This is a genomic window from Kitasatospora cheerisanensis KCTC 2395, assembly GCF_000696185.1.
Taxonomy (GTDB): domain Bacteria; phylum Actinomycetota; class Actinomycetes; order Streptomycetales; family Streptomycetaceae; genus Kitasatospora; species Kitasatospora cheerisanensis.
Map to the genome: position 1 here is coordinate 1618058 of NZ_KK853997.1, position 13036 is coordinate 1631093.

Here is a 13036-nt window from a genome sequence, read left to right on the forward strand (position 1 = left end):
CACACGCGAGTACGACGGACACCCCCCGCCACGGGCATCGGCGGGGGGTGTCCGTCCGTCCGGGGGTGCTCACGCACTGCTCGGCCGGGGCCTGAGCGGGAGCGCCCCCGAGGCCTCCAGCTCCTCGTCGTCCACCGCGAAGGTCCGCACCCGCCCCGGCCCCGAGTACGGCGTCTCGAAGCGCACCGTCACCCGGCCGACGCCGCTCCCCTGCACCCATCCGGGGCCGAACTCGCGGTGCGTCACGTCCTGGCCCGGCCACCAGCGGCGGACGGCCGGTCCGGCGGTCGGGGCCTCTTCCTCGGCCTCCCGCTCGGCCTCCTCCGGAACCGCCCCCGCTCCTCCCGCTCCAGCTGCGCGAACAGGTCCTCCTGGGTGTAGTCGGCGAGCTGGGCGACGCCCACGCCGAGCAGCCGCACCCCGCCCGTGACGTCCACCTGCATGGCCAGGCGGCGGGCGGTCGCGCCGATCACCTCGGGGTCGTCCGTCGGCCCGCGCAGCGTCTCGGAGCGGGTCAGCGTGGAGAAGTCGAAGCGGCGGACCTTCAGCACCACCGTCCGCCCGGAGCGCCCGGCCGCGCGCAGCCGGCGGACGCACCGCGCGGCCAGGTGGTCGATCTCGCGCAGGATGCGGTCCCGGTCGGCCAGGTCGACCTCGAAGGTGTCCTCCACCGAGACGGACTTGGCGTCCCGGTCCGGCACCACCGGCCGCTCGTCCCACCCCAGCGCCATCTGGAAGACGCCCGCGCCGTGCGCCTTGCCGAGCAGCGCGACCAGTTCCTCGAACCCGGCGTCCGCCAGGTCCGCGACGGTCGTCAACCCGGCCCGGCGCAGCGCCTGTTCGGTGGCCGGCCCGATGCCGGGCAGGGCGCGCACCGGCATCGGCGCCAGCACCGCCCGCTCGGAGCCCGGTTCGATCAGCACCAGCCCGTCCGGTTTGGCCTGCTCGGAGGCGATCTTCGCCATCAGCTTGGACGCGGCGGCGCCGACCGAGGCGGTCAGGCCGGTGTGCGCCACGATGTCGGCCCGCAGGTCCTCGGCGAGCGCCAGCACCAGCTGCGCGCCCTCGGCGGGCGTCGCCCCGGCGAGCGCGGGCCCGTACGGCCCGGCCTCCAGGTCGACGAACGCCTCGTCCAGGCTGAGCGGTTCGACCAGCGGGGAGCGCTCCCGCAGCAGGGCCATCACGATCTCGCTGTTGGCCCGGTAGGCCTCGAACCGGCCGGTCAGGAACGCCGCGTTCGGGCACAGCCGGCGGGCCTGCGCCATCGGCATCGCCGAGTGCACGCCGAACTTCCGCGCCTCGTAGGAGGCGGTGGAGACCACGCCGCGCCCGCCGAGGCCGCCGACGATGACGGGCTTTCCGCGCAGGCTCGGCTTGGACGCCTGCTCCACCGCCGCGAAGAAGGCGTCCATGTCGAGGTGGATGATGCTCGGCACGGACCGCACCGCACGATCATCCCGCGCACCACCGACAATCCCCCGCCGGAGCGGCCCCGCTCAGCCCCGCGCCGCGCCGCCGAGCGCCGCATCGGCGAGCGCCCGCGTCACCCCGTCCTCGTGCCGCCCGAGCAGCGCCGGGTCGGGCCGCACCAGCACGTTCAGGAACGCCTTCGCCGCGCTGCCGATCTCCCGCACCTCGCCGTAGTGCCAGGTGGTGTCGTGCCACTCCTCCACGCCGACCCCGGACGCGTCGATCCCGGCGGCCCGGCACAGCGCCAACGCCCGCCGCACGTGGAAGGTCTGACTGATCAGCACCGCCCTGTCGACGCCGAATATCCGGTGCGCGCGGGTGCAGGAGTCCCAGGTGTCGAAGCCCGCGTAGTCGCCGACCACCCGCACCTCGGGCACGCCGCGCTCGATCAGGTAACCGCGCATCGCGTCGGTCTCGTCGTACGCGACGGTGCCGTTGTCGCCGGTCACCAGGATCGCCTGCACCTTGTCGGCCCGGTACAGCTCCAGCGCGGCGTCCAGCCGGTGCGCCAGGTACGGGGACGGCTTGCCGTCCATCAGGCCGGCGCCGAACACCACGGCCACCGGCGCGGCCGGCACGCTCTGCACGGTGCCGATCTTGTGGGACTGCGTCATGAACAGCCAGGCGCTCGGGGTCAGCGCCAGCGCCGTGCCCACCGCCAGCGCCTGGAACCAGCGCCGCTGACCGCGCCGGGTGCCCCAGCCGGGCGGCCGCCGGGTCAGCAGCCACCGACAGCGTCGCCCCAGGCCCTGCATGATCGTCCACACACCGAAGGTGACGAACCGTCCGCCCGGCCGGTTCCCGGAGCCGGACGGGCCGTCAGACCGCGCGGTTGCGGCGCTGCGCCAACTCGTCCGCCGGGTCGTGGCCGATCAGCGTCTCGCCGGTGTCGGTGCGCTCGCCGTGCAGCCGGCCGAGGGTGGCGTCGAGCTCCTGCCAGACCGCGCCGACCGCGATCCCGAACACGCCCTGGCCGCCGTTCAGCAGGTCGACGACCTGCTGCGGGGAGGTGCACTCGTAGACGGTGGCGCCGTCGCTCATCAGGGTCAGCCCGGTCAGGTCGGCCGGGTCGGCGGACTGCAGGTGGGTGACCGCCACTCGGATGTTCTGCAGCGACACGCCGGCGTCCAGCAGCCGCTTCACGATCTTCAGCAGGAGGATGTCCCGGAAGCTGTACAGCCGCTGCGTGCCCGCCGCGTGGCCGGAGCGCACCGAGGGCTCCAGCAGGCCGGTGCGCGCCCAGTAGTCGAGCTGCCGGTAGGTGATGCCGGCGGCGGCGCAGGCCGTCGGGCCGCGGTAGCCGACCAGGGAGGAGCTCGGGGTGAGCCGTTCGATCGCGGGCTGCCCGGGCTGGACGGCCGGGAAACGGCCGAGCCGGGGCAGCTCCTCGCCGTCCGGCTCGGGCCGCCAGGGGCGCCCGATCGGACCGCGGCCGGCGCGCGGCACGTGCACCGCGCACAGGGCTCCGGAACGCGTCTCGTCGCCGGTGCCGCTCATCGCCAACCTCCGTCCATTCCGCCTCAAGGCCCCCGTGGCCCCGCACGAACCCCGGGGGTCCGGCTGCGGGCGGCCCGTCCGGCGGGCCATCACCTGACGGTAGGCAGTCGCCAAAGCACCGTCAACGATCGCCACGCCGGGGCCTCCGGCAAACTTCACCCCATCGAGTGGTTATTCGTGCCCCTGGTGCGGGTAGCGGAATGGATTTCTACCACAGCCGAGTTGCGGCCCGTGACCTGCCCCGCTAGCGGAACGTCGGCCGACGGTCACCAACCGCCACCGGCCGCCGCCGAACGGCCGAAACCCGGCCCGGCCGGCTACTGCGGGCCGCTGCCCCCGAAGTCCTCCGGCGAGACCTGGTCCAGGAACTCCCGGAACTTCTCGACCTCGTCCTCCTGCTCGTCCGGGATCGAGATGCCGGCCTCCGCCAGCACCTCCTCGCTCCCGTAGATGGGCGTGCCGGTGCGCAGCGCCAGCGCTATCGCGTCCGAGGGGCGCGCGCTCACCTCGGCACCCCCGGAGAAGACCAGGTCCGCGTAGAACACACCGTCCCGGAGGTCGTTGATCCGCACCTCGGTCAACTGCTGGCCGAGCGCCTCCAGCACGTCCTTGAACAGGTCGTGCGTCAGCGGCCGCACCGGAGTCATGCCCTGCTGGGCGAAAGCGATCGCGGTGGCTTCCCCCGGCCCGATCCAGATCGGCAGGTAGCGGTCCCCGCCGACCTCCCGCAGCAGCACGATCGGCTGGTTGGAGGGCATCTCCACCCGGACACCCACGACGTCGAGCTCATTCACACCAGCAACCCTATGGCGCGCGCTCCCGATAGGAAAGCGCAGCAGGCAGCGGCCACCGCGATCCGGACGCCGCCCGCCCGCCGCCCGCTCAGGACCGGGCCCGCAGACCCGCCTGCACCATCGCCGCGTGCAGGCGCACCGACAGCGTCGCCAGCTCCCGCGCGGTCGCCTCCGCGTGCGCCCGGGTCTGCGGGTTGCGGTGCCGCCGCAGCGGCGCCACCACCTGCTCCACCAGCGAAACCTCGCGGTCCGCGGCCGCCTTCATCGCCCGCAGGTGCCGCGGCTCCAGGCCGAACCGGCCCAGCTCCGCCACCAGCCGCGCGATCTGCAGCGCCTCCCCGTCGTACCCGCCGTCCGGGCCCGGCTGCACCAGCCCGTACGACTCCCATTCGACGAGTTCCCGCTCCTGCGCCTCCGCCGCCGCGATCAGCTCGGCCCGGCCCAGCCGCACCCCGCCCGTCGACGGCGACCCCGCCAGCTCCCGGTCCGCCTCCTCCAGCGGCCCCGGGCGCGCCTCCGCCGCCGGCAGCGCCGGCGGCTGCTCACCGCGCTCGATCGCGTCGAGGTGCTCGCGGATCACCCGCAACGGCAGGTAGTGGTCGCGCTGCATCCGCAGCACGTACGCCAGCCGCTCCACGTCCGCCGCCGAGAACTTCCGGTAGCCGGACGGGGTGCGCTGCGGCTCGACCAGGCCCTCCGCCTCCAGGAAGCGGATCTTGGAGATCGTCACCTCCGGGAAGTCGTCCCGGAGGAAGGCCAGCACCGCGCCGATGGACAGCAGTTCGTCACCCCGCCGGCGCGCCTCGCCCGCGCGGCGCGAGGCCGGCACGGGCGAGGTCCCGAGGGACGGGGTCGGAGTCTGTGGGGTCACTCGGGCTCCAAACGGAGAAGTGGTCAGTACCCCCGGTGGTGGCTGGCGAAGAACACCAGCCGGTACTTACCGATCTGCACCTCGTCGCCGTTGCTCAGCAGCACCTCGTCGATCCGCTCCCGGTTGACGTAGGTGCCGTTCAGGCTGCCCACGTCCGCGACCGAGAAGCCGCCGTCGGGCTGCCGGCGGAACTCCACGTGCCGACGCGACACCGTCACGTCGTCCAGGAAGATGTCGCCCTGCGGGTGGCGACCCGCCGTGGTGACGTCCGAGTCCAGCAGGAACCGGCTGCCCGAGTTCGGGCCGCGCTGCACGATCAGCAGCGCCGAGCCCGGCGGCAGCGCGTCGATCGCCGCCATGACCTCGGCCGACAGCGTCGGCGTGGCGCCGGTCGACGTCGCGGTCGGGTCGTACGACTCGATGCCGGAGATCGAAATGGTCGACGTGGTCTCCGCCGCGCCCTCCGGGAAACCGCCACCGCCACGCAGCTGAGTACCGCAGTTCGAGCAGAACCGGGCCTGCGCCGGGTTCTGGTTCCCGCACCGCGGGCACGGGCTGGTGCCAGCCATGTTCACAGCCTCCTGGCGCGGCACGCCCGACTGGGGGTGCCCGGCATAGGGGTCCGGGGCAAACCCTCCACCGGAGGTTGAGGGTCCTGACGGGAAACCTATGCGCGGCCCGCCCGACGAATCAACCGACGCGCCGTAACCGGCGTCGAACTGCCCGGTCGGCACCCCGGCGCCCTCCGTCACGTCGTCCCGGTACAGCGCGCGCTGCCCGTCCGACGCCGGACGCATCGGCGGCACCCCGGCGTCGTCCTGCCGGTACCGGGCGGTCGGCGCCTCCGCAGCCGCCTGCTTCTTACGGCCGAAAAGCTTCGAGAAAAAACTCACGGGCGAATCCCCTTGCGTGTGACAGAACCGCCCGCGGGGCAGGGTTCAAGGCTCGGTGTGGCGGTAAACCCGGCATCCGGCCGGGGACTGACGATCGGTAGGACCCAGTGTCGCCGACGCCCTGCGGGCACCCACCACCGGGGGCGACCCGCAGCTGACGAACCGTACGGAGCGCGCCCCGTCACTTCGCCGCCGGCTTGCCGTACTGCAACGGCTTCGGGGTGGCCAACGCGTCCACCACCACCTTCTGCGGCTGGGCGATGGTCGCCCGCGCCTGCTGCTTCTCCAGGCTGCGCACCACACCACCGGGAATGTTCAGCGCCGGAGTCAGATCCTGCGGGTTGCCCACCACGGTGAAACGGAACGGCTGCGACACGTTCTTCCCGTCGATCCGCACACCGCCGCCCGACGCGTTGTCGGTGAAGTACGTCCCGGCCACCACGCGCACGTCGTTGATCTGAATCGCCTCCGCCCCCGCCGCTCGGAGTTCCTGCAGGGTGTCCAGCAGCATATCCGCCTTCACCTGCCCTTGGGGATCATCGATCGTCAGCACGATCCCCGGACCGGTCGCCTTCTCCGTCCCCGCCAGCACACCCAGCTCCGCGGCCTTCCGCCTGGTCTGTTCCTGCGCCTCCTTGGCCTGGTTGGACGAGTTCTCCAACTGCGCCAAGGACTGCTCCAGCTGCGTCTTCTCGAACTGGAGACGCTGCTGGCGGCCGTCCAGTTCGTCCAGGATCCGCACCAGGTCCTCCTGCCGCGCCCCGCGCAGCTGGCTGTGGTCGTTCGTCGACCGCACCTGGATCGCCAGCGCCAGCCCCAGCGCGAACAGCAGCAGCGCCACCACCAGTTGGCCCCGCGACACCCGCGGCGGCCACACCGCGGCCTTCAACCGGGTCCGCCCGTCCGACGGCAACGCCACCGGCACCGGCGCGCCCTGACGCGCCGTCACGGGCTCCGCCGGGACGGGCTCCTCCGCCGCCGGCGCGGGCTCCGGCTCCTTCGCCGCTCCATCGGCCGCGGCACCGTCGTCCGCCTTCTCGACGGGCTGCTCGGGCCGCTTCTCCGCCGACTGCTCGGACCCGGCCGGCCGCTCCGGGCCCTGCGGCTCCTTCTCCTCGCTCACACCGCTCCCTACGCCCTGAACACGTGCCGACGGATGGCCGCGGCATTCGAGAAGATCCGGATGCCCAGCACCACCACCACGCCGGTGGACAGCTGCGAGCCGACGCCCAACTGGTCGCCGAGGAACACGATCAGCGCCGCCACCACCACGTTCGACAGGAACGACACCACGAAGACCTTGTCGTCGAAGATCCCGTCCAGCATCGCCCGCACGCCGCCGAACACCGCGTCCAGCGCCGCCACCACCGCGATCGGCAGGTACGGCACCACCGCGTTCGGCACCTCCGGCTGCACGAAGATGCCGACGACCACGCCGATCACGAGACCCAGTACGGCAATCACGGTGTAGCAGCTCCTGTTCCGGTGGAAGTGGACTTCACGGTCGACCGCGCGGACGCCGACGGCGCCGGCGACTTCGGCTTCACGGACGACGACGGCGAGGACGACGGCGACGGCGACGAGGACGACTGCGGCGCGGCCGACTGCGGCGCCGGCTCCGGCGACTCCGTCCCGGCCACCCGCAGCGTCACGCCGGCCGCGGCCGGCAGCGTCAGCGACTTCTGCGCCGACACCGTCGACCGGATCCCGTAACTGTCCTGGATGACCTTCAGATAGTGGCCGGCCTCGTTGTCCTGGAAGGCCTGCGCCAGCCGCGGCCCGTCCCCGATCGCCAGCAGCGTGTACGGCGGCACCAGCGGACGGTTGTCGACCAGGATCGCGTCACCGGCCGCCCGGATCGCCGACAGCGCGGTCAGCCGCTGCCCGTTCACCGACACCGCCTCCGCGCCCGCCAGCCACAGGCCGTTCACCGCGTACTGCAGATCGTGGTCCTGCACCCGGCCCTTGTTGCCGAACCCCTCGGCGTTCCGCGGATCGCTCACGTTGCCGCCGGTCCCGGTGCCGGACGCGTCCTCGATCACCAGCTTGACGCCCGGCCCGGTGATCGCCCCGGTCCCGGCCTGCGCGGCCAGCAGCGCCAGCCCGCCGTCGTCCGACTGCAGCGCCTGCGCCTGGGCCTCCTCGACCTTGACGCGGTCCTGCTCGACCTGCCGCTGCAGGGCGTCCGCCGCCTTGTTGGCCTCGTTCACCCGGCTCACCAGGGCGTCCCGCTCCTGCGCCAGGACGGGCGCCGCCTCCTGCGTGTTCACCGCCCCGACGGTCACCACCGCCGCCGCCAGCGCCAGCCCCAGGGCCAGCACCAGCCGCCCCTTCGCCGTCGACGGCAGCCGCGACCGGCCCTCCGCCCCGCGCGCCCGGGCCGCCTCCGCGTACCCGTCGTCCAGCGAGTGGTCCATCACCGTGGTCAGCAGGGACATCGAGGCGTCCGGGCGGCGGAACCGCCCCTCCGGGTCACTCGGCGTCGACGTTGCTGGCATGCGCCACATCGTTTCACGACCACGCGCCGGCCCACGACCAGCCCCGGCCGCGTCCGGCCCTATCGGCACACGATCGTGACAAATGCCCGGTGGGGGCGGGCCCGCGGGCCCGCCCCCACCAGAACATCTCCGCACTACCTCCCGGCGCCGTCCACGACCGCGGCCCACTCGTCCAGCAGCCGCTCCGTCGCCTCGTCGTCCGGGCCCTCCGCCCACAGGTGCGTCACGGCCTCCGCCGGATCCGGCAGCACCAGCGTCCAGCGGCCGTCCGCCTCGACCACCCGCACGCCGTCCGTGGTGTCCAGCTTGCGGTTGCCCGCCGCCTCCACCACCGAACGCATCACCATGCCCTTGGCGGCCCACGGCGTCGCGATGTCGCGCTTCTGGATGTGCGCCTGCGGGATCCGCGCGTCGATCTGACTGAGCGTCAGCTGCGTCCGCGCCACCAGGCCCACCAGGCGCACGAACGCGGCCGCGCCGTCCAGCACCCCGGAGAACTCCGGCACCACGAAACCGCCGCGCCCGTCGCCGCCGAAGATCGTGCCGTCCGCCGCCGCGGTCTTCGCCAGGTCGTGCGGCGAAGTCGTCGTCCACACCACCTGGGTGCCGTGGTACGCCGCCACCTGCTCGGCGATCCGCGTCGTCGTCACCGGCAGCGCCACCTGCCCGGCGCGGCGCTCCGCCGCCACCAGGTCCAGCAGCACCAACAGCGCCCGGTCGTCCTCGATCACCCGACCGAGCTCGTCGACGAAGGACACCCGTTCACCCACCGGGTCGAACCGCACGCCGAACGCCGCCCTGGAGGACGCCACCAGCTCGCCCAGCCTGGCCAGCGCCGCCCGCCGGTCGTCGGCGCCCTCGGTCGGCCGCGCCTCGTCCAGGCCGCCGGCCACCGTCAGCGTCTCCACCCCGAGCCGGCCCAGGATGCTCGGCAGCACCAGCCCCGCACTGCCGTGCGCGGCGTCCACCACCACCTTCAGCCCGGCCTCCCGCACCCCGGTGGTGTCCACCGCCCGCAGCAGGTTCGTCGCGTACGAGTCGAACACGCTCGCCGGGTGCAGCAGGTCGCCGATCTCGCCAGGGAAGGCCCGCCGGAACTCCTGCCGCGCGTACACCCGGTCCAGCTTCCGCTGTCCGGCCTGCGACAGGTCGGCGCCCCGCTCGTCGAAGAACAGGATGTCCAACGAGTCCGGCACTCCCGGCGTGGTCCGCAGGAAGATCCCGCCCGCGCTCCCCCGCGCCGTCGCCTGCCGGGCCACCGGCATCGGCACGTTCTCCAGGTCCCGGACGTCGATCGCACTGGTCTGCAGCGCCGAGATCATCGCCCGCTTCAACGCCCGCGCACCACGCGAGTGGTCACGCGCGATGGTGACGGTCGCGCCCTTCTTCAGCGTGGTCGCGTACGCCCCCGCCAGCCGCACCGCCAGCTCCGGCGTGATCTCCACGTTCAGGATGCCCGACACGCCGCGCACCCCGAACAGGTGCTCCTGGCCGCGGGACTCCCAGATCACCGAGGTGTTGACGAACGCGCCGGCCTCGATCGTCTTGAACGGGTAGACCCGGACGTTGCCCGCGATGATCGACTCCTCGCCGATCAGGCACTCGTCACCGATCACCGCCCCCTCGTCGATCCGCGCCGCCTGCATCACGTCGGTGTTCTTCCCGACCACGCAGCCGCGCAGGTTCGACTGCGGCCCCACGTACACGTTGTCGTGCACCACCGCCTTGTGCAGGAACGCGCCGCGCTTCACGACCACGTTCGACCCCAGCACGGTGTGCTCGCGCAGTTCCACGCCGGCCTCGACCTTGGCGTAGTCGCCGATGTACAGCGGCCCGCGCAGCACCGCCTCCGGGTCCACCTCGGCGCCCTCGGCCACCCACACGCCGGGCGAGATCTCGAACCCGTCGAGCTCGACCTGGACCTTCCCCTCCAGGACGTCCGCCTGCGCCTTCAGGTAGCTCTCGTGGGTGCCCACGTCCTCCCAGTAGCCCTCGGCGACATAGCCGAACACCGGCTTGCCCTCCTTGAGCAACTGCGGGAACACGTCGCTCGACCAGTCGACCGACTCTCCGGCCGCCACGTAGTCGAAGACCTCGGGCTCCATCACGTAGATGCCGGTGTTCACGGTGTCCGAGAACACCTGCCCCCAGGTCGGCTTCTCCAGGAAGCGCTCGACCTTGCCCTCGTCGTCCGTGATGGTGATGCCGAATTCCAACGGATTCGGCACCCGGGTGAGGCACACCGTCACCAGTGCGCCCTTCTCCCGGTGAAAGGCAATCAGCTCGGAAAGGTCGAAGTCGGTCAGCGCGTCACCGGAGATCACCAGAAACGAATCGTCCCGCAGCGCGTCCTCGGCGTTCTTCACGCTGCCCGCGGTCCCCAGCGGCGTTTCCTCGTTGGCATAGGTGAGGTGCATCCCCAGTTCCTCACCGTCACCGAAGTAGTTCTTCACCAGTGAGGCCAGGAACTGCACAGTCACCACCGTGTCGGTGAGGCCGTGCCGCTTCAGCAACCGCAGCACGTGCTCCATGATCGGCCGATTGGCGACCGGCAACAGTGGCTTGGGCATGCTGGAAGTCATGGGGCGGAGTCGAGTGCCCTCCCCGCCCGCCATCACAACGGCTTTCATTACGGGTGCGTCCTCCTTCGCGGTGGTGAACCCCTGCGGGTCCATCAAACCGGTCCGACGCATGTCTACCCGGAAGAAATGATCCGACTCACCGTGGCGGCCGTGTGAAACGTCTCAGGCCGATCTCAAACGGCAGCCGTACGCTCCGCCTTCAGCATCTGCCGAGCCTGCACGGCATACAGCGCGCCGGCCCACCAGTACAGCGTCGTCCCCCACCAGATGAACGCCCAACTCACCGCTCCCGCAACCTGGTGCACCCATCCCACACCGACACTCAGCAGCAACAGCGGAAACGCGTACATCAGATTGAACGTGGCGGCCTTCCCCAGAAAACTCACGTTCAGCGGCCCGTACCCCGCCCGGTTGAGCCGCAGCAGCACCACCCCGACGAAGGCCTCACGCGCCACCAGCAACGCCGTCAGCCACCACGGCAGGATCTCCCGCCAGGTCAGCCCCACCAGCGTCGACACGATGTACAGCCGGTCCGCCGCGGGATCCAGCAACTGCCCCAGCCGGCTGATCTGCCCCCACCGCCGCGCCAGCTTCCCGTCCAGGTAGTCGCTGACCCCGCTCAGCATCAGGACGACGATCGCCCACCCGTCGTTCTTCGGCCCCCGAAGACCGGCCACAACACCAACCACAGAAAGATCGGCACGCCCACCAGCCGAGCCATGCTCAGCAGATTGGGGATCGTGAAGATCCGGTCGGTCTGGACTCGCGTCTCCTGGACCTCCACGGTGCGGAGCCTCCTGTGGTACCAACGACAAAGTGTGCGGGATTGACCTTACAACAGAAAAGCCCCCTGACATCCCGTCAGGGGGCTTCTCCAGAAAAATTGTTCGGCGGCGTCCTACTCTCCCACAGGGTCCCCCCTGCAGTACCATCGGCGCTGTGAGGCTTAGCTTCCGGGTTCGGAATGTAACCGGGCGTTTCCCTCACGCTATGACCACCGAAACACTATGAAACTGTCACCACCCACACGAGTGTTCGTGGGGGTCGTTGTTTCAGAACAACACAGTGGACGCGAGCAACTGAGGACAAGCCCTCGGCCTATTAGTACCGGTCAACTCCACCCCTCACAGGGCTTCCATATCCGGCCTATCAACCCAGTCGTCTACTGGGAGCCTTACCCTCTCAAGGAGGTGGGAGTGCTCATCTCGAAGCAGGCTTCCCGCTTAGATGCTTTCAGCGGTTATCCCTCCCGAACGTAGCCAACCAGCCATGCCCTTGGCAGGACAACTGGCACACCAGAGGTTCGTCCGTCCCGGTCCTCTCGTACTAGGGACAGCCCTTCTCAACACTCCTACGCGCACAGCGGATAGGGACCGAACTGTCTCACGACGTTCTAAACCCAGCTCGCGTACCGCTTTAATGGGCGAACAGCCCAACCCTTGGGACCTACTCCAGCCCCAGGATGCGACGAGCCGACATCGAGGTGCCAAACCATCCCGTCGATATGGACTCTTGGGGAAGATCAGCCTGTTATCCCCGGGGTACCTTTATCCGTTGAGCGACGGCGCTTCCACAAGCCACCGCCGGATCACTAGTCCCTACTTTCGTACCTGCTCGACCCGTCAGTCTCACAGTCAAGCTCCCTTGTGCACTTACACTCAACACCTGATTGCCAACCAGGCTGAGGGAACCTTTGGGCGCCTCCGTTACCCTTTAGGAGGCAACCGCCCCAGTTAAACTACCCACCAGACACTGTCCCTGATCCGGATCACGGACCCAGGTTAGACATCCAGCACGACCAGAGTGGTATTTCAACGGCGACTCCACAACAACTGGCGTTGCTGCTTCAAAGTCTCCCACCTATCCTACACAAGCCGAACCGAACACCAATATCAAGCTATAGTGGTCCCGGGGTCTTTCCGTCCTGCTGCGCGAAACGAGCATCTTTACTCGTAATGCAATTTCACCGGGCCTGTGGTTGAGACAGTCGAGAAGTCGTTACGCCATTCGTGCAGGTCGGAACTTACCCGACAAGGAATTTCGCTACCTTAGGATGGTTATAGTTACCACCGCCGTTTACTGGCGCTTAAGTTCTCAGCTTCGCCCGACCGAAGTCGGACTAACCGGTCCCCTTAACGTTCCAGCACCGGGCAGGCGTCAGTCCGTATACATCGCCTTACGGCTTCGCACGGACCTGTGTTTTTAGTAAACAGTCGCTTCTCGCTGGTCTCTGCGGCCACCACCAGCTCAAGGAGCAAGTCCCATCACCAGCAATGGCCCCCCTTCTCCCGAAGTTACGGGGGCATTTTGCCGAGTTCCTTAACCACAGTTCACCCGAACGCCTCGGTATTCTCTACCTGACCACCTGAGTCGGTTTGGGGTACGGGCCGCCATGAAACTCGCTAGAGGCTTTTCTCGACAGCATAGGATC

Annotated in this window: 9 protein-coding genes, 1 rRNA gene, 2 pseudogenes and 2 other annotated features; all 12 genes and pseudogenes read right to left on the bottom strand. The window is 70.2% G+C overall.

Annotated elements, in window-relative coordinates:
* A pseudogene (locus KCH_RS07330) lies at window positions 1–1445 on the bottom strand (DNA polymerase IV); the annotation flags it as partial.
* A gap of 51 nt (window positions 1446–1496) precedes the next feature.
* Window positions 1497–2225, bottom strand: coding sequence for a SanA/YdcF family protein (locus KCH_RS07335; RefSeq protein WP_051652845.1), 729 nt, complete (start codon window positions 2223–2225; stop codon window positions 1497–1499).
* Window positions 2226–2289: 64 nt separating this feature from the next.
* Window positions 2290–2967, bottom strand: coding sequence for a MerR family transcriptional regulator (locus KCH_RS07340; protein ID WP_084223343.1), 678 nt, complete (start codon window positions 2965–2967; stop codon window positions 2290–2292).
* Window positions 2968–3284: 317 nt separating this feature from the next.
* A complete protein-coding gene (locus KCH_RS07345; RefSeq protein WP_035860428.1) occupies window positions 3285–3761 on the bottom strand; it encodes a bifunctional nuclease family protein in 477 nt (158 codons plus the stop codon).
* Window positions 3762–3849: 88 nt separating this feature from the next.
* Entirely contained in the window at window positions 3850–4590 is a 741-nt protein-coding gene (gene ftsR, locus KCH_RS07350; protein WP_051652846.1) for a transcriptional regulator FtsR, read from the bottom strand.
* 65 nt (window positions 4591–4655) lie between these two features.
* The gene (locus KCH_RS39305; protein ID WP_084223345.1) at window positions 4656–5525 is read right to left on the bottom strand and encodes an FHA domain-containing protein; all 870 of its coding nucleotides are present in this window, start codon (window positions 5523–5525) and stop codon (window positions 4656–4658) included.
* 181 nt (window positions 5526–5706) lie between these two features.
* Window positions 5707–6474, bottom strand: coding sequence for a DUF881 domain-containing protein (locus KCH_RS07360; RefSeq protein ID WP_425268740.1), 768 nt, complete (start codon window positions 6472–6474; stop codon window positions 5707–5709).
* 182 nt (window positions 6475–6656) lie between these two features.
* The gene (locus KCH_RS07365; protein WP_035860433.1) at window positions 6657–6989 is read right to left on the bottom strand and encodes a small basic family protein; all 333 of its coding nucleotides are present in this window, start codon (window positions 6987–6989) and stop codon (window positions 6657–6659) included.
* A complete protein-coding gene (locus KCH_RS07370) occupies window positions 6986–8032 on the bottom strand; it encodes a DUF881 domain-containing protein (protein WP_051652847.1) in 1047 nt (348 codons plus the stop codon). The genes KCH_RS07365 and KCH_RS07370 overlap by 4 nt, the downstream gene beginning before the upstream one ends.
* Before the next feature lie 125 nt (window positions 8033–8157).
* Window positions 8158–10653, bottom strand: coding sequence for a mannose-1-phosphate guanyltransferase (locus tag KCH_RS07375; protein WP_035860435.1), 2496 nt, complete (start codon window positions 10651–10653; stop codon window positions 8158–8160).
* Between the two features lie 125 nt (window positions 10654–10778).
* Window positions 10779–11389: pseudogene (clsA, locus tag KCH_RS07380) on the bottom strand (cardiolipin synthase ClsA).
* A 101-nt stretch (window positions 11390–11490) separates the two neighbouring features.
* Window positions 11491–11607, bottom strand: a 5S ribosomal RNA gene (gene rrf, locus KCH_RS07385).
* 91 nt (window positions 11608–11698) lie between these two features.
* Window positions 11699–12562 (bottom strand) — a sequence feature (23S ribosomal RNA rRNA prediction is too short).
* A gap of 10 nt (window positions 12563–12572) precedes the next feature.
* Window positions 12573–12944: a sequence feature (23S ribosomal RNA rRNA prediction is too short), on the bottom strand.
* Between the last annotated feature and the right edge of the window lie 92 nt (window positions 12945–13036).